This is a genomic window from Nocardioides sp. NPDC051685, from assembly GCF_044453405.1.
In the GTDB taxonomy this organism is placed as follows: Bacteria; Actinomycetota; Actinomycetes; order Propionibacteriales; family Nocardioidaceae; genus Nocardioides.
In genome coordinates this window covers 14,973-31,522 of the sequence record NZ_JBITCR010000018.1, presented here as the reverse complement: position 1 = coordinate 31,522, position 16,550 = coordinate 14,973, and the positions used below count along the sequence as shown (strand labels likewise).

The 16,550-nt window shown below is 69.3% G+C and carries 15 protein-coding genes and 1 tRNA gene; 9 read left to right on the top strand and 7 right to left on the bottom strand.

What is annotated here, in order from left to right:
• Positions 1 to 33: 33 nt before the first annotated feature.
• The 4 genes from ACIA03_RS28815 to ACIA03_RS28800 are packed head-to-tail and all read left to right on the top strand — an operon-like array spanning position 34 to position 5,149.
• A complete protein-coding gene (locus ACIA03_RS28815) occupies positions 34 to 2,736 on the top strand; it encodes a GNAT family N-acetyltransferase (protein WP_396988940.1) in 2,703 nt (900 codons plus the stop codon).
• Between the two features lie 33 nt (positions 2,737 to 2,769).
• Positions 2,770 to 3,354 (top strand): DUF5998 family protein, encoded by a 585-nt coding sequence (locus ACIA03_RS28810; protein ID WP_396988939.1) that lies wholly within the window; start codon positions 2,770 to 2,772, stop codon positions 3,352 to 3,354.
• A gap of 7 nt (positions 3,355 to 3,361) precedes the next feature.
• Positions 3,362 to 4,486 (top strand): alkaline phosphatase family protein, encoded by a 1,125-nt coding sequence (locus ACIA03_RS28805; protein ID WP_396988938.1) that lies wholly within the window; start codon positions 3,362 to 3,364, stop codon positions 4,484 to 4,486.
• 18 nt (positions 4,487 to 4,504) lie between these two features.
• Positions 4,505 to 5,149, top strand: a complete 645-nt coding sequence (locus tag ACIA03_RS28800) for a thymidine kinase (RefSeq protein ID WP_357358068.1) — start codon at positions 4,505 to 4,507, stop codon at positions 5,147 to 5,149.
• Here ACIA03_RS28800 and ACIA03_RS28795 read toward each other — a convergent pair.
• Both ACIA03_RS28795 and sepH read right to left on the bottom strand, forming a co-directional pair.
• Positions 5,146 to 6,819 (bottom strand): alkaline phosphatase D family protein, encoded by a 1,674-nt coding sequence (locus ACIA03_RS28795; protein WP_396988937.1) that lies wholly within the window; start codon positions 6,817 to 6,819, stop codon positions 5,146 to 5,148. The genes ACIA03_RS28800 and ACIA03_RS28795 overlap by 4 nt on opposite strands.
• Before the next feature lie 155 nt (positions 6,820 to 6,974).
• On the bottom strand, positions 6,975 to 8,033 hold the full coding sequence (gene sepH, locus ACIA03_RS28790) for a septation protein SepH (RefSeq protein WP_396988936.1): 1,059 nt from the start codon (positions 8,031 to 8,033) through the stop codon (positions 6,975 to 6,977).
• Between the two features lie 124 nt (positions 8,034 to 8,157).
• Between sepH and ACIA03_RS28785 the strand changes: the two genes are divergently transcribed.
• Positions 8,158 to 8,787 (top strand): trimeric intracellular cation channel family protein, encoded by a 630-nt coding sequence (locus tag ACIA03_RS28785; RefSeq protein ID WP_396988935.1) that lies wholly within the window; start codon positions 8,158 to 8,160, stop codon positions 8,785 to 8,787.
• 350 nt (positions 8,788 to 9,137) lie between these two features.
• Positions 9,138 to 9,791, top strand: coding sequence for a DUF3159 domain-containing protein (locus ACIA03_RS28780; RefSeq protein ID WP_396988934.1), 654 nt, complete (start codon positions 9,138 to 9,140; stop codon positions 9,789 to 9,791).
• Here the strand turns inward: ACIA03_RS28780 and ACIA03_RS28775 are convergent.
• The gene (locus ACIA03_RS28775) at positions 9,773 to 10,642 is read right to left on the bottom strand and encodes a LysR family transcriptional regulator (protein ID WP_396988933.1); all 870 of its coding nucleotides are present in this window, start codon (positions 10,640 to 10,642) and stop codon (positions 9,773 to 9,775) included. The genes ACIA03_RS28780 and ACIA03_RS28775 overlap by 19 nt on opposite strands.
• 100 nt (positions 10,643 to 10,742) lie before the next feature.
• On the opposite strand from ACIA03_RS28775, the gene ACIA03_RS28770 reads away from it, so the two are divergent.
• The gene (locus tag ACIA03_RS28770; protein ID WP_396988932.1) at positions 10,743 to 11,096 is read left to right on the top strand and encodes a nuclear transport factor 2 family protein; all 354 of its coding nucleotides are present in this window, start codon (positions 10,743 to 10,745) and stop codon (positions 11,094 to 11,096) included.
• Here ACIA03_RS28770 and ACIA03_RS28765 read toward each other — a convergent pair.
• A complete protein-coding gene (locus ACIA03_RS28765) occupies positions 11,093 to 11,896 on the bottom strand; it encodes an alpha/beta fold hydrolase (protein WP_396988931.1) in 804 nt (267 codons plus the stop codon). The two genes, ACIA03_RS28770 and ACIA03_RS28765, sit on opposite strands and share 4 nt — an antisense overlap.
• Before the next feature lie 112 nt (positions 11,897 to 12,008).
• Between ACIA03_RS28765 and ACIA03_RS28760 the strand changes: the two genes are divergently transcribed.
• A tRNA-Val gene (locus ACIA03_RS28760) sits at positions 12,009 to 12,083 on the top strand.
• A 640-nt stretch (positions 12,084 to 12,723) separates the two neighbouring features.
• Here ACIA03_RS28760 and ACIA03_RS28755 read toward each other — a convergent pair.
• Both ACIA03_RS28755 and ACIA03_RS28750 read right to left on the bottom strand, forming a co-directional pair.
• Positions 12,724 to 13,911, bottom strand: a complete 1,188-nt coding sequence (locus ACIA03_RS28755; protein WP_396988930.1) for an acyl-CoA dehydrogenase family protein — start codon at positions 13,909 to 13,911, stop codon at positions 12,724 to 12,726.
• Positions 13,904 to 14,764 (bottom strand): 3-hydroxybutyryl-CoA dehydrogenase, encoded by an 861-nt coding sequence (locus ACIA03_RS28750; protein WP_396988929.1) that lies wholly within the window; start codon positions 14,762 to 14,764, stop codon positions 13,904 to 13,906. Before ACIA03_RS28750 ends, ACIA03_RS28755 begins: the two co-directional genes overlap by 8 nt.
• 62 nt (positions 14,765 to 14,826) lie before the next feature.
• On the opposite strand from ACIA03_RS28750, the gene ACIA03_RS28745 reads away from it, so the two are divergent.
• Positions 14,827 to 15,492, top strand: coding sequence for a TetR/AcrR family transcriptional regulator (locus ACIA03_RS28745; RefSeq protein WP_396988928.1), 666 nt, complete (start codon positions 14,827 to 14,829; stop codon positions 15,490 to 15,492).
• A 91-nt stretch (positions 15,493 to 15,583) separates the two neighbouring features.
• On the opposite strand, the gene ACIA03_RS28740 is transcribed toward ACIA03_RS28745, so the two are convergent.
• Positions 15,584 to 16,453, bottom strand: a complete 870-nt coding sequence (locus ACIA03_RS28740) for a LuxR C-terminal-related transcriptional regulator (protein WP_396988927.1) — start codon at positions 16,451 to 16,453, stop codon at positions 15,584 to 15,586.
• Positions 16,454 to 16,550: the final 97 nt, after the last annotated feature.

The window sequence follows — 16,550 nt, the reverse complement described above, 5'->3', positions numbered from 1 at the left end:
CGAGAGGCTGGCGTCTCCCGCTAGATTTCTCTCGTGACCGCGCAGCAGACCCCGCCGTACCCCTCCCACTGGGAGGCGGACGTGCTGCTGCGCGACGGGCGGACGGCACACATCCGGCCGATCAGGTCGGCGGACAAGGACCTGCTGGTCGACTTCTACGACCACCGGGTCAGCGACGAGTCGAAGTACTACCGCTTCTTCTCGCCGATGCCGCACCTCTCGGCGCGGGATGTCGCGCGCTTCACCGAGGTCGACCACAAGGACCGGGTCGCGTTCATCCTGACGCTGCGAGGCCGGATGATCGCGGTCGGGCGCTACGACGTGGTCAAGCCCGGCGAGGCCGAGGTCGCCTTCCTCGTCGAGGACGACTACCAGGGCCGCGGGATCGCGCAGATCCTGCTCGAGCACCTCGCCCAGGCGGGGCGCGAGCGTGGGGTCACCAAGTTCACCGCCGACGTGCTCCCCGACAACGCCCGGATGATCCAGACCTTCCGCGACGCCGGCTACAAGGTCGCCAGCGTCTACGAGGACGGCGTCATCTCCCTGCAGTTCGGGATCGACGTCACCGACACCGCGGTCGGCCGCCTCGCCCTGCGCGAGCACGAGGCCGAGGCCGCCTCCATCCACCGCTTCTTCAACCCGCGCTCGGTCGCGGTCATCGGCGCGAGCCGGCGACAGGAGACCGTCGGTCAGGCGCTCGTACGCAACCTGGTGATCGGTGACTTCACCGGCCGGGTCTACATGGTCAACCCCAGCTCCAGCGCGGTCAGCGGGATGCCCGCCTACAAGAGCGTCCAGGACATCCCCGACGACGTCGACGTGGCGATCGTCGCGGTGCCGGCCGACGCCGTGCAGGACGTCGTGCTCGACTGTGCCGCCAAGGGCGTGCACGGGCTCGTGGTCATCTCCAGCGGCTTCGCCGAGACCGGCGAGGAGGGCCGCCAGCGGCAGCGCCGGCTGGTGAACCTGTCGCGCTCCTACGGGCTGCGGCTGATCGGGCCCAACGCGCTCGGCGTCATCAACACCGACCCGCAGGTCAAGATCAACGCCAGCCTCGCCCCGACGATGCCGCCGCGCGGTCGCGCCGGCTTCTTCTGCCAGTCCGGTGCGCTCGGCTCGGCGATCCTGGAGAAGGTCAACAACCGTGGCCTGGGCCTGTCGACCTTCGTCAGCGCCGGAAACCGCGCCGACGTCTCCGGCAACGACCTCCTCCAGTACTGGGAGGAGGACACCTCGACCGAGGTCGTGATGATGTATCTCGAGTCGATCGGTAACCCGCGGAAGTTCTCCCGCATCGCCCGCCGGGTCTCGCTGCGCAAGCCCGTGGTCGCGGTCCGCTCCGGCCGCACCACCCAGGGTGTGCCGATGGGCCACGCGGTCCGCAAGATCAGCGCCCCGCCGGCGGCCGTCGACGCGATGTTCCGTCAGGCCGGGATCATCCAGGTCGACACCCTCGACGAGATGTTCGACGTCGCCCAGCTCCTCGCCCACCAGCCGCTCCCGCGCGGCCGGCGGGTGGCCATCGTCGGCAACTCCGACGCCCTGGGCCTGCTGGCCGCCGACGCCGCCGTCTCGGCGGGGCTGCAGGTCAACAAGCAGGTCCCGCTGCCCACCGAGCCGAGCGCCGAGGACTTCGAGGACGCGCTCGACGCGGCCATCGACGACCCCGAGGTCGACGCGGTGATCTCGGTCTACATCCCGCCGCTCAACGTCTCCGGCGAGGAGATCGCCAACGTGCTCGCCGCGGTGGGGGAGCAGTCCGACAAGCCGCTGGTCACCAGCTTCCTGGGCGCCGAGGGTGTCCCCGAGCTGCTCCGCGTCCCCGACGTCGCCGGCTCGACCGCGGGCCGCGGCTCGGTGCCGTCCTACTCCTCGGTCGAGTCGGCCGTACGCGCCCTGGCCAAGGTCGTGGAGTACGCCGTGTGGCTGCGCTCCGCCGACGGCGAGACCCCGTGGTTCAGCGCCGAGGAGTGCGACGCGCGCACGGCGCGCAAGATCGTCACCGACGTGCTCGCGGCGCGTCCCGGCGGCGGCGAGCTGAGCCGCGAGGACCTGACCATGGTGCTGGCGGCGTACGGCATCAAGCTGTGGAACACCCACAGTGTCACCACCCGCGAAGAGGCGATCGCGGCCGCGGAGGACCTCGGCTGGGGCGTCGTGCTCAAGGCGACCGTCGAGAGCGTCCGCGAACGGCCCGACCAGGCCCACGTCGTACGCAACATCGACGATGTCGCCGAGATGACCGAGGCCTGGGAGCTGATCACCAGCCGGATCCCGCCCGAGACCGGCGGGTTCACGGTGCAGCGCACCGCGCCCCCGGGCGTCCCGGTGGCGATCCGGTCGATGGAGGACCCGCTGTTCGGCCCGGTGGTCTCGTTCGGCATCGCCGGCCCGATCACCGAGCTGGTGGCTGACAAGGCCTACCGGATCCCGCCGCTGTCCGAGCGCGATGCCGCCTCGATGGTGCGCGAGATCAAGGCCGCGCCGATGCTCTTCGGCTACCGCGGCGGCGACATGGTCGACGTCGACGAGATCGAGCGGCTCGTCCTCAGGGTCGCCCAGCTGCAGAACGACCTGCCCCAGATCTCCTCCCTCGACCTCTCGCTGGTCCTGGTCGGCCTGGAGGGATCCGCCGTCCTCACCGCCAGCGCTCGGGTCGACCTGGTCGCAGATCCGCGCTCGGACTGGTTCGTACGCCGCCTCAACCCGGCGGTGGGCGACACCCTGCCCGGCTAGGCCACGGTGGAACCCCGTGGAAGGATGGGTGCCATGAGCACCCGCACCGATGATCTCGACCGCGCCGACGACCTGCGCGCCGAGATCGACCGTACCGGCTACTACCCCGAGGTGGTCGCCGACTGCGTCGCGTCCGCAGTGGCGGGGGAGAAGGTGTCGTCCTTCTTCCTGCACCACGAGCCGACCTTCGACCGTGACGAGGTGCGCCGCCACCTCTCCGTGCTGGTGCTGACCCCGTCCCGGCTGATCCTGGCCCACACCGACGAGCACGCCGGCGACGACCTGCTGCCCGAGCCCTACACCTCGACCTCGACCGAGGCCGTGCGCATCGACTCGGTCAACTCCGTGGTGGTGACCCGGATGATCACCAATCCGACCAAGGGGTCGAGCAAGCCGGCCGAGGTGGTCATGACCATCGGCTGGGGTGGGGTCAACCGGGTCGACCTCGAGCCCGCGGGCTGCTCCGACCCCAACTGCGACGCCGACCACGGCTACACCGGCGTGCTGACCCCTGACGACTTCTCGCTGCGCGTCTCGGCTGCCGCCGACGGTCACGACTCGGTCGCCCGCCTGCTCTCCTTCGCGGAATCGCTCTCGGCTCGCACCCACAGCCGGTGAGCACAGGGTGACCGGGTTTCTCGCCCCCGCCTACGGGGAGCGCTCACTGGGTGATGTCCTGCCGGCGGTCGCCGCTGCCATGGACGTCCCGTTGGGCACCGCAGAGGCGCGACCCGGTCTCGTGCTGCCCTCCGCTTCCTCGTACGTCGTCTTCCTGGTCGACGGGATGGGCACCAACCTGCTGCGGCGCTATGCGCACGCGGCGCCGTTCCTGGCCTCGCTGAGCGAGGACCAGGAGGCCGGTACGGCCGGGGTGCCCTCGACGACGGCGACGAGCCTGACCTCGTTCGGGACCGGGCTGACGCCCGGCGGCCATGGTCTGGTCGGCTACACCTCCCGGATCCCCGGCACCGAGCATCTCCTCAACGCGCTGCAGTGGCGCAAGGACGTCGACCCGGTCGAGTGGCAGCCCAACCAGACCGTCTTCCAGCGGCTGGGCGAGGCCGGGGTGCCGGTCACGGTGATCAACAAGCGGGCCTTCGGTGGCTCCGGTCTGACCATCGCCGCCCACCGGGGTGCGGAGTTCGTCGGCGCCGACCGGGTGGGGGAGCGGATCGCCTCGGCGGTCGCGCTGTCGCGGGTGCGGGGCTCGCTGACCTACCTCTACGACGGCGACCTGGACTGGACCGGCCACAAGTACGGTGTCGCCTCCTCGCCGTGGCTGCAGCAGCTCTCCATGATCGACGCCGAGGCCGAGCAGCTGCGTGACGCCCTGGACCCGTCCGTACGTCTGCTGGTGCTCGCCGACCACGGCATGGTCGACTCGCCCGCCACCTCCCGCACCGACATCGACGACTTCCCCGAGCTCCGCCACGGCGTCGCCCTGGTTGGCGGTGAGGCCCGCTTCCGCCACCTCTACTGCTCGCGTGGCGCGGTCGGCGACGTGGTCGCGACCTGGTCGGAGACGCTGGGCGACAAGGCCGAGGTGATGACCCGGGAGACCGCGATCCGGCGTGGCTGGTTCGGGCCGGTCACTCCTGCGGTGCTGCCGCGGCTCGGCGACGTCATCGTCGCCTCCCACGGCGAGCACGCGGTGGTCTCGACGAGCCTGTTCCAGTACGAGACGACGCTGGTCGGGTTGCACGGATCACTGACACCAGACGAGATGCTGATCCCCCTCCTCGTATCCTGACCCACTAGTCTTCTCCGAGTGGCTGAGCTGACCTTCTGGACCGGGACGATGGACGCGGGGAAGTCGACCCTCGCGCTGCAGACCAACCACAACCACGCGGCCCGCGGCAGGGTGGGGCTCATCTTCACCGCCCACGACCGCTCCGGGGAGGCGGTGGTCACCTCTCGGCTCGGCCTGACCCACGACGCCATCGAGGTCACCGACGACTTCGACTTCTGGCGCCACGCCGTCGACTCGCTGACCCACGGCGCCCGGATCGACTACCTCATCTGCGACGAGGCCCAGTTCTACACGCCCCAGCAGATCGAGGCGCTGGCCAAGATCACCGACGAGCTGCAGATCGACGTCTTCTGCTTCGGCATCCTCACCGACTTCCGCACCCGCCTCTTCCCCGGCGCCGCCCGGTTGGTCGAGCTCGCCGACCGCACCGAGGTGCTCCAGGTCGAGGCGCTGTGCTGGTGCGGCAAGCGGGCCACCCACAACGCCCGGGTCGAGGACGGCGTCATGGTCACCGAGGGCGACCAGGTCGTCGTCGGAGACACCGACGAGGCCCCCAGCGCGGTCTCCTACGAGGTCCTCTGCCGCCAGCACCACCGCCGCCGCCTGACCGCGGCCCGGGCCCAGTCGGTCTCCCTGGTGCCCGAGCCGCTGCCCTTCGGCTAGCGCTTGCCGTTGAGCGTCGGCATGGGCACGTCGGCGTACCTCGTCCCGACGGCGGCGCTCTGGGTGTCGAGCTGGACGCCGGGACGGCCGTTCTCGACGACGTACGTCGCGCGGGTGGAGATCGGGGCGCCGCGGCGCTGGACGTACGGCACGACCCGGAAGTCGCTGGAGAACTCCTCGGGAGTGACCTTGACGCGCACGTAGCCGCGCTGGCTGTTGAAGAACTTCAGGTGGTCGTTGGCGCGCAGCAGGCTCTCGCCGCCGGTGGTCATGTCGGCGCCGTCGCCGCCGCTGGCGATGGAGGTGCCGACGAACTCGCTGCCGACGACGGCCGACTCGGGGTCGTCGTAGTCGGCCAGCAGGTTGCTGGCGTAGTTGTGGTGCCGGTCGCCGGTGATGACGACGAGGTTCTCGATGCCGCTGGTGCGGGCGCCCGCGAGGAGCCGGTTGCGGTTGGCGATGTAGCCGTCCCACGGGTCCATGTAGAGCGTCTTGGCCTCGGTCTCGTCGAGGTCGGTCTCGGCCATCGGTGCCTGGTTGGCGAGAACCTGCCAGCGGGCGGTCGACAGCCGCCAGTTGCGCTGCAGCCAGGCCTCCTGCTCGAAGCCCATCATCGAGCGCGACGGGTCGTAGATGTCGGGCGTCAGCTCCGGGCTCGCCGGGTCGCTGCCGTCGCCGTACGCCTGGTCGTCGCGGTACTGCCGGGTGTCGAGCACGTTGAAGTCGACCAGGTCGCCGTAGCGCAGGCTCCGGTAGATCTGCATGTCCGGTCCGTCCGGCAGCGCGCTGGCCCGGAACGGCAGGTGCTCGTAGTAGGCCTGGAAGGCGGCCGTACGCCGCGGCATCCACAGCTCGCCCTGCGACTGGCTACGCTCCTCGGGCGTCTCGTCGGCCCAGTTGTTCTCGATCTCGTGGTCGTCCGGCGCGACCACGAACGCGTGCGCCTGGTGGGCGGCCATCAGGTCCGGGTCGGACTTGTAGAGGCCGTACTGCAGGCGGTAGCGCGCCAGGTCGAGGGTCTCCCCGCCGACAGCGGGGGAGACCGGGGTGTTGCGCCAGTTGTTCTCGGGGGTGACCCCGGACTCGTACAGGTAGTCGCCCAGGTGGAAGACGACGTCGAGGTCCTCGTCGGCCAGGTGCCGGTAGGCGGTGTAGAAGCCGTGGCTGTAGAGCGCGCAGGAGGCGAAGGCGAAGCTCATCTGGCGAAGCGAGGAGCCGTACGCAGGGGCGGTCCGGGTGTGGCCGGTCTGGCTGACCTCGCCGGCTGCCATGAAGCGGTACCAGTAGTCGCGGCCGGGGCGCAGGCCCCAGACCTCCGGGTGGACCGAGTGGCCGAGCGCGGGGGTCGCGGTGACCGTGCCGGCCTTCACGACCTTGCGGAAGGCCGGGTCCTCGGCGACCTGCCAGCGCACCTTGAACGGGATGGCCGGCATGCCGCCGAGCCCGTCGGCGGCGAGCGGCTCGGGGGCGAGCCGGGTCCACAGGACGATCGAGTTGGGGAGCGGGTCGCCGGAGGCGACACCCAGGGTGAACGGGTAGCCGGAGAGCGGCTTGGCTCCCTGGGCGGTGACCGCTTCGGCGGGGATCGAACCGGTCCCCAGCATGACGGCGGCGGAGATGGTGGATCCGGTCACGAACGTACGTCGGCTCAACGGGGTGGGCAGGAGCATCGAGGCCTCCGAGAAGGGGTGGGAGAGCTGCCTCCACCCACTTCATCGGCGGCGCGTGAACGCCGTCCGACCCCTGCCCGACACTGGTCGGTCGGCTCCCCAACGCATCACGGACCGGCCGATGGCCGGTCCGTGAACGTGGTGTGAGAAGTCTGCTAGTCCTGCTTGCCGCCGCCGAACATGATCTCGTCCCAGCTCGGCACCGAGGCACGCTTACGTCGCGAGGACGACTTCTTGGCCGGCTTCTGCTGGGCGTCGTCGACCTGCTCGGGTTCGGCCTCGGCGGCGGGTGCTTCGACGACTGCCGGCTCGGCGACGGGCTCCGGTTCGCTGGGGACCGGCGACTGCTTCTCGGTCGGGGACTCGTCGCCCAGGAACGCCTCGAGCGGGGTGTCGACATCGGCCGGAGCCGGCTTTGCTGCCTTGGCTGCCGGGACCGGCTTGGGAGCCGGGGGAGGGGTGGCCTGCGCGGCCGGGCCCTGTTGGGTCGAGCTCAGTGCGCGGCGGCGACGGGCGGCCAGCATGTCGTCGGTGACCGGCTCCGGCTCGGCGACGGCCGCCTCGAGCTTCTCGCCGGTCAGCCAGCGGGCGTCGTCGTTGTCGAGCTCGACGTAGTTGCCAGGGGCGTCGTAGGTCAGCTCGGCGATGCCGGAGCGCTCGGCGGTCTCGTATTCACCGGTGAGCTTCCAGCGCCCGTCGGGACGCCGGTAGGAGTCCCAGTTGACCGACTCGGGGTCGATGTACATCGTCTGGAAGTGGGCGCTGACGGCCTCTCCCAGGGTGCGGGCGGTGCTGGCGGCCTCCCCGGGCCGACGGCGTACGGAAGCCTGCTGGGCACGCTGCGCCATGTGCTCGCGCTCGGCGAGGACGGGACCGGCGAAGGCCAAGATCTTCTCGACCGTGGTGCCGGCGACAGCGGCGACCTCCTCGGCACTCTCGCCCGCACGGATGCGGGTCTGAATGTCACGGGGCCGCAGGCTGCTGCTCGGGGTCTTGTTCACGGTTTGCTCCGATCGGCGGGTCGACACAGCCTCGAGTGCTGCACGGAGACGGTCGTCGATGTCGGCGGTGTATTCACGATCCTCGTGATCGACGAGAAGCATGCGTAGACCATCGTCACTGACCGAGATGAGCCGCAGAAGGACGGGACCAGCCTCATCCGGAGCCTGCTCTTCGAGCTGGCCCGGAGTCAGGGGTAATCCTTCGGCCGACATCCTCTTCTCAATTCTAGAAACGGTTGTGACGACCCTACGCCACTGACCGTCATCGTATGGGGTGCCCATGCCGCGAGGCCGTGGCATTTGGGGTTTTTGGGACCGACGAGGCGACCATTTGTCGGTGGAACAGACGCTGACCCTCCTTGTGCTCGACCTGGTCGGGTGCTTCGTCTTCGCGCTCTCCGGCGGCCTGATGGCGGTACGCAAGGAGCTCGACATCTTCGGCGTGATCGTCCTCGCCTGCGTCACCGGCCTCGGCGGCGGCTTCCTGCGCGACATGGCCATCGGCGCGACGCCCGTCGCCGCGCTCTCCGACTGGCGCTACCTGGTGGTGCCGATGACGGCCGGTCTGCTGACCTTCTTCTTCCATCCCGCACTGGGTCGCCTCGAGCCGCTGGTCAACGTCTTCGACGCCCTCGGCCTGGGGCTCTTCGTCATCGCCGGCGCGGTCAAGGCGCTCGACTTCGGGCTCTCCCCGCTCGCTGCCGCGATCATGGGCCTGGCCACCGGCGTGGGTGGCGGCGCGATCCGCGACGTCCTCGCCGGCCGGGTCCCGATCATCCTGCGTCGCAGCGTCTTCTACGCGATCCCGGCCTTCGCCGGTGCCGCGGTCGCAGCATTCGGCCTGTACGCCGGGCTGCCGGCGACCCTGGCCATGGCGGTCGCGTTCGTGACCTGCTCCGGATGGCGGCTGCTGGCGATGTGGCGCCACTGGGAGGCACCGCTGCCGCGGGGTTCCGCGTCGGTCTGAGGCTTCTCGCTCAGTGGTTCGAGCAGCAGGGGATCTGGTGGCGGGCCTGGGATTAGGTGTCTCCGCGTGCCCGAGCAGCGGCGCTGAGAGCCGATCGGCGCCGGATGGCCGGGGTACGTCGCCCGGTTGCTGTTTCGGTGAAGGTTGCTGGCACTTGCGCCCTGGCTCCCGGCGCCCCTGACGTCTTGGTGCGGGACACGCCGAAGTGGCGTACCGGATGTCAGGGGCGCCGGGCGGCGGGTGGCTTCCCTGACGTTTTGGTGCGGGACACGCCGAAGGTCCCTTCTGACTGTCAGGGGCGCTCGGGCGCCGGCCAGCACGTCCTTGCGAGTAAGGCTAGCCTTACTCGCGTGATCACATCCGACCGCCGCGACGACGACGCCGAGACCCTCGCCGACCTCCTCGGAGGTGCGCGTGGCGCGATCGACGCCACGATCCCGCCGGTCGCGTTCGTGGCCGGCTGGCTGGTCAGCGGCGAGCTGTGGGTCGCGACCGTGGTGGCGCTCGGGTTGGCCGCGGTCGTGGCCGTCTGGCAGTGGCGCAAGGGCCGCAAGCCGCGCGCGGTGCTGCTGGGGGTGGCCGGGGTCGCGGTCGCGGCGATGATCGCGCTGCGTACGGGGCGGGCGGAGGACTTCTTCGTGGTCCAGCTCGCAGCCAACGCGGCCAGCGCCCTGGTGTGGGTGGTCAGCATCGCGTTCCGCCGGCCGCTGCTCGGGGTGGTCGTCGGGCTGGTCCTGCGGCAGCGCGGCGCCTGGCGCCGCGACCCCGTCCTGCTGCGCGGCTATGCGCTGGCGAGCTGGGTCTGGGTCTGCCAGTACGTCATCCGGGTGGCGATCTTCGGCCCGCTGTGGTGGTCGGGCGACGTGGTCGCCCTGGCGATCGCCCGGGTCGCGCTCAGCTGGCCGCTGGTCGCGCTCTGCCTGCTGGTGAGCTGGCTCGTGCTGCGCCGCTCGCTGCCCGACGACCACCCGGGGCTGCGCCATCCTCAGGTCAGTGCGGCCTGAAGCAGGTCGTAGAGCCGGCGCGTGGCGCGCTGCTGGTCGCCCTCCCGGATCACCAGCGCCAGTCCGGCGCGCACCTCCGCGTCCACGATCGGCGTCGCGACCAGCTCGGTCCCGGCCGCCATCGACTCCGCCAGCACGCAGACCCCGAGCCCGCGGGCGGTGAGCCCGAGCAGCGTCTCCGGGTTGGACCCGGACAGATCGACCTTCGGCTCGACCCCGGCCCGGGCGCACGACTGCTCCAGAGCCGTCCGTACGCCGGTCCCCGGTGGGATGCACAGCACCGTCTCCTGGTGGAGGTCGGCGAGCCGAGGCCGGGCGCCGGCCAGGCGATGGCCGGCCGGTGTGATCACCGCGAGCCGCTCGTCGCTGACCGACTCCGTGGCGAGGCCGTCGATGACCGGTCCCGCGTGGGAGATCAGGCTCAGGTCGAGCTCGCCGGCCAGCGTACGTCGCTGGAGGCGGTCGGAGGTGTCCTCGACGAGCTCGACACTGACGCCGGGATGCTCGCGGTGGAAGGTGGCGACGGCGTCGAGGAAGCCGGGGATCGTGCAGCCGGCGATCATCCCGAGGCGTACCTGGCCGTGGATCAGGTCGCTCAGCTCGTCGGCGCTCTGCCGCACGCCCTCGATCGCCCGGATCGCGTCGCGGGCGCGGGGAAGGAGCGTCTCGCCGGCATGGGTGAGCCGTACGTTGCGGGGACCCCGGACGAGCAGGTCGTGGCCGAGCTCGCGCTCGAGCTTGGCCAGCTGGGCGCTGATGCCCGACTGGCTGACGTGGAGTCGCTGCGCCGCGGCCGTGAACGAGCCGTGGTCGACGACGGCGACGAAGTAGCGGAGCTGTCCGATCTCCATAACCGCTGATGCTAGCAAGCAGCAGAACTATCTGTTTGAGTGTTCGCTGGATCCCGGTCAGGCTGGGTGGTGAAAGCCGAACAGACCTGAGGAGATCCCGATGACCGCATCCGCTGCCGAGCTCGCCGAGGCGTACTTCGTCGCCTGGGAGGACCGCGACTTCACCCGCCTGCGCTCGCTGCTGGCCGACGAGGTGAGCTTCGCCGGCCCGCTCGCCACGATCGAGGGCGCAGACGAGTGCGTGGCCGGACTGGAGGGGATGGCACAGGTGCTCGACAAGATCGAGGTGAAGGAGCGGCTCGCCGACGGGCCGAGCGTGATCACCTGGTTCGACCTGCACACCATGGTCGCCGACCCTGCCCCGACCGCCAACTGGATGCGCGTCGAGGACGGCCTGATCACCGAGATCCGGGTCGCCTTCGACCCGCGCGGGATCCTTGCCGCTCGAGGCTAGGCGACCCGCTGGCTGCCCGGCTGCTTCCGGGCGGTCTCGCGGATGACCTCGGCCACCAGGTCGGGGTCATCGTTCATCGGTACGTGGCCGCAGCCCGCCAGCCGGCGATGGTTCGCGTGCGGGAGGCGCTGCGCGGCCACCTTCGCCTGGTAGGGGAGCAGGGTGAGGTCGCGGGAGGCCCAGGCGATCGTGGTGGGGACCTCGGTCTGGGTCGGCCCGGGGTAGCGGTAGACACCGCTGAAGAACGTCTTGATCCCCTCCCGCGAGGCGACCATGTTGGCGGTGTCGGCGGCCGCGACCACCGGGTCGATCCGCTCCGGGTGGGCGAAGAAGCACCCCATCGTGATCGCCCGCGCGACCTGCGACTTCAGCAGCGTGCCTGCCACCGGCGCCAGCGGCCGCGCGACCGCCTGGATGCCGGCGAACAGGCCGCGGACGTAGAGGTAGTCGACGCCGTTCATCCAGAACCCGGCGGGGGAGAGCGCCGTCACCGTACGCGCGTGCCCGGCGTCGCCCATCTCCAGCGCGAGCAGCCCTCCGAGGCTGTTGCCCGCGACGTGCGGCTGCTCGACCCCGAGCTCGGTGCGAAGCGCGTGGAGCTCCGCGGCCACCGCCTCCCGCACCGTACGCCCCGCCAGATCGAACGCCGGCGACTCACCGTGCCCAGGCAGATCGACCGTGATCACCTCGAACTCGTCGGCCAGCCGCTCCACCACCCCTGCCCACGCCTGCCTGCGGTGCGCGATGCCATGGATGAGGAGCAGCGGCTCCCCGCTGCCGGTCCGTTCGTACGCGAGCATCGTCGCTCCTTCGGGTTGCCGCTGGGTGTCGTGCCGGTGGCTCGGAGCCTACGTCCGGCGTGTCCCCGAATGTGGGTCCGGCGAGCGGATGCGCTAATGTTTCACCCGCAACGCGTGATTGGCGCAGCGGTAGCGCACTTCGTTCACACCGAAGGGGTCACTGGTTCGAACCCAGTATCACGCACCACCTCGGAGCATCGCCCCTGACCTCGGATAACAGGTCGGGGGCGCTCGTCTTTTCTCGGTGAGCGCGCATGGGGATCCGGTGGGCCGTCGTCTCGAGATCGGCGAGACGAGCCCGAATCGATCGCGGACCGAATCTGTATGCGGGAAGAGCCCTCGCGGCGGAGATCCTGCTCGTCGTGTGGTCCTCCCTGGTGCTCAGACACGCAGACTACGTCTGTGTCGTGGTGCAGAGAAAGCGCACAACGACCGCCTGTCGGGGGATCTGTGTGCCAACGGATTGGCTGCTAGGGAACGGCTGTGTGGGCAGGGTCCGAATCGTTCGAGTGAGCACGCGCCGGCCAGCGGGCACTGGGCGAGTCGGCTGGCGCTGTGGCTTCGTTCGCGACGATTGCGGCAGCGTCCGCTCGGGCCGCAGCGGTCCATAGATGAAGAAGTCGTAGAGCTTGATCGTGGTACCAGCACAGCTGGCGCACGCCACCCGTCCCATCGAAGTCCCGCTCTTGTTGATCGCTCATGACAAGGAGTGTGCGGGGCGGCACCAGTTTGCGACTCCCGAAGTAGGTGTTGCGCCGGCGCGGCGAGCAGGACCGCCGAGCCGGCGCAGCTCACCGGCGTAGCTCACCGGCGTAGCCGAAATCCGGTCACAGGGTCGACTGGATGCCGGCGAGGAGCTGGCGGGTCATCACGATCCGCTGGACCTGGTTGGTGCCCTCATAGATCTGGGTGATCTTGGCATCACGCATCATCCGCTCCACCGGGTAGTCACGGGTGAACCCGTAGCCACCCAGCAGCTGCACCGCATCCGTGGTCACCTGCATCGCGACGTCACTCGCGAAGGCCTTGGCCGCGGCACCGAAGAACGTCAGATCCTTGTCACCCCGCTCCGAACGCCCCGCCGCCGCATAGGTGAGCTGACGGGCAGCCTCGATCTTCATGCCCATGTCCGCGACCATGAACTCCACACCCTGGAACTGTGCGATCGGCTGACCGAACTGCTTGCGCTCCTTGATGTAGCCCAATGCGTAGTCCAGCGCCCCCTGAGCCACACCGACCGCCTGGGCCGCGATGGTGATCCGGGTGTGGTCCAGGGTCTGCATCGCATAGGTGAAACCAAGACCCTCCTCGCCGATGAGCCGGTCGGCGGGGATGCGGACGTTGTCGAAGTACACCTCGCGCGTCGGGGAGCCCTTGATCCCCAGCTTCTTCTCCGGCGCACCGAAGGAGACACCCTCATCGGACTTCTCCACCACGAATGCGGAGATGCCCTTGGACCGCTTCTCCGGGTCGGTCACCGCCAGCACGGTGTAGTACTCCGAGACCCCGGCGTTGGTGATCCACCGCTTGACCCCGTTGAGCACCCAGAAGTCACCATCGCGCACGGCCCGGGTCTTCTGGTTGGCCGCATCCGAACCCGCGTCGGGCTCGGAGAGACAGTAGGAGAAGCCACCCTGGCCGGCGGCCAGCGCCCCCAGGTACTTCTTCTTCAGCTCCTCCGAGCCACCGATCTGCACCGGCAACGACCCCAGCTTGTTCACCGCCGGGATCAACGAGGCCGACACATCCGCACGCGCGATCTCCTCGATCACCAACACCGTCGCCAGGGCGTCGGCACCCACACCCCCGTACGCCTCGGGCACATGCGGCGCGAAGAACTCCGTCTCGATCAGCGCGTCGTGCGCCTCCTGCGGATAACGAGCCTCCTCATCGACCGCGGCCGCGGCCGGCGCGATCTTGGCGTCGCAGATCTCGCGGATGGCCTTGCGGATCTCCTGGTGCTCCTCGGAGAGGGCGAACAACGGGTACGTCGCCGCAGTCGTCACGTCACTCATAGGGGTAGAACCCCTGTCCCGACTTCTTGCCCAGCAGCCCGGCGTCGACCATGCGATCCAGCAGCGGCGGCGGGGAGAACAGCGGTTCCTTGAACTCGTCGTACATCGAGATGCCGATCGCCCGGACGGTGTCGAGGCCGATCAGATCGGAGAGGGCCAGGGGGCCCATGGGGTGACCGCAGCCGAGCTTCATGCCGTTGTCGATATCGCCAGCCGAGGCGTACCCGGCCTCGTACATCCGGATCGCGCTGAGAAGATAGGGGACCAGCAGGCTGTTGACCACGAAACCGGCGCGGTCGGTGGCCTCGATCGGCTGCTTGTGGAGCGTGTCCGACACGAACGACCGCACCCGGTCCAGCGTCTCCTGCTTCGTGGTGAGCGACGGGATCAGCTCGACCAGGTTCATGACGGGCGCGGGGTTGAAGAAGTGCACGCCCAGCACATGGCCGGATCGGCCCGAGACCGCTCCCAGCTTCACGATCGGGATGGATGAGGTGTTGGAGGCGAGCACGGCGTCGTCCCGCTCGAGCAGTCCGCCGACCTTGGCGAACACCTCGAGCTTGATGTGCTCGATCTCGGTCGCGGCCTCGATCACGAGATCGCGGTCCTTCAAGTCACCGAGGTCGGTCGTCACGCGAACCCGCTTGACGACCGCTGCTGCTTCCGCCGCGGTGATCTTGCCGCGGGAGGTCGCCTTGTCCAGGCTTGCCTGTACGCGGTGCTGCGCTGCGTCGGCGGCCGCATCGCTGACCTCCACGACGACGACGTCCAAGCCTGCGCGGGCGTTGACCTCGGCGATGCCGGATCCCATCTGGCCGCCGCCGATGATCCCTACCTTCTGGATGGTGCTCATTCTTCTCCTTGGGACTGAGTATCTAGTTAACGGTACTCCGTCCCGCCATGTAGATTCAAGGCATGGTGACGGATCAGCTCTCGGCGCGCGATCGATTGGTCGCTGCCGCCTTCGAGCTCTTCGAGGAGCAGGGATTCGAGAGCACGACCGTCGATGAGATCGCTCAGCGCGCGGGAGTCGGCCGCTCGACGTTCTTTCGCAACTTCGCGTCGAAGGAGGACGCGATCTTTCCCGAGCACGAGAACCTGCTGGCGCGTATCGCCGAACGGCTCTCCAACGCCAGCGAGGACGGCCGAGAGCTCGCAGTGGTCGAGGCTGCGCGCCTGGTGCTCGTGCACTACCTCGATGAGGGCGAGATCGCGCGAGCGCGCTACGGCTTGATCTCGCGGGTGTCGGCCCTCCGGGCGCGTGAGGTCGCGAGCAGGCGCCAATATCAGCAGGCCTTCTCCCGTTTCTTGGCAGGGTGGTGGGAAGCCGAGGCCGATGGTCTCCTCAGGGCCGAGTTGCTTGCGTCAGCGGTCGTGACCGCTCATAACCACGTGCTGCGGCGGTGGCTGCGAAACGAGACCGAGCAGCCCCTCGAAGACTTCGACACGGCGATGGCGCTCGTGCTCGAACAGGCGACGCGAGGTGCCGACGGCGAGACGGTGGTGGTCGTCATGCGGAGTTCGGACGATGTCGAAGCCGTCGCGCGACGACTTCGGCGCGGGCTCGCTCAGGGCACCTGACTCTCAGGTCGAGCTCTACGAGTTGGCCGCGATCGTCCGCGAGACATTCGTCGTGCCGAGTCGCGTCAGCGCGATCGGCGGCGCTGCTGCCTTACAGCAGGAGGCCCAGGCGACGAGCGACGACGACCGCCTCATGCCGGGTGCGGGTCTCCAGCTTCGCCGCCGCGTTGCGCAGGTAGGTCTTCACCGTCTCGGTGGAAAGACACAACCGTTCGGCGATCTGCCCGTTGGTCGCTCCGAGGGCCACTTCGGTCAGCACATCGAGCTCTCGGCTGGACAGCCTCGGACCGGGTTTGCCGCTCTGCCTCGGAGCTCCCAGCTTGGTCAGGCGCATCCCCGTCTCGATCAGTTGCGCACGCAACGAAGGGTCGGTCACTTCGCGTGCGAGGAAACGGAGCTCGCTCTGAATGGATCGAAGCTCTTCGCGTACGTCGACCCCCAGGAACTTCGAGGCGTCATCGGTCATTTGCGAGTCGACGAGCTTGAGTCGCCGGTCCACTTCGTCTCGGACAGCGAGCTCGCGACCGAGGTCGGCGGAGTAGCGGACCAGCGCGTCCGTCGTGCGGTCACCGATCGCGTGCTCGAAGCCACGTAAGCTCGCGTACAGCACGCCTCGAACCTCGCCGTCGACCAGCACGGGTGCAGCGATGATCGACGAGATCCCTTCGGCCAGCACTGGCCTGTCATATTCGTGCGTGATGGTTGTTGCCCGCGCGTAGTGACGTACGCCCGCGGGACGTCTGGACGCGAGGACTCTTCCCCCAAGACCGGCTCCTGGGGTCACCGCAAGCTGGTCGAGAAGACGCGTGCGAACCCCGTCGAACGTCGTCAGCCGGATGCCGTTGCCTTCGCGTCGGCCGCCGAACGCGATCGGGACGCCGCAGGCCTTGCGGATGTTTCGCAGCGAGGCCCGGAAGGCGTCGGTGTCGTCCGGCCTGCTCAGTGGGCTGACTGTGCTCATGTACCTACCTCGATCTGCAGGGGTGTGAGCCCTGTTACCTATCTGTCCAGCATGTAGGTGAGGTGTGCCACACACGCATGATGGCCTCACCACTCGA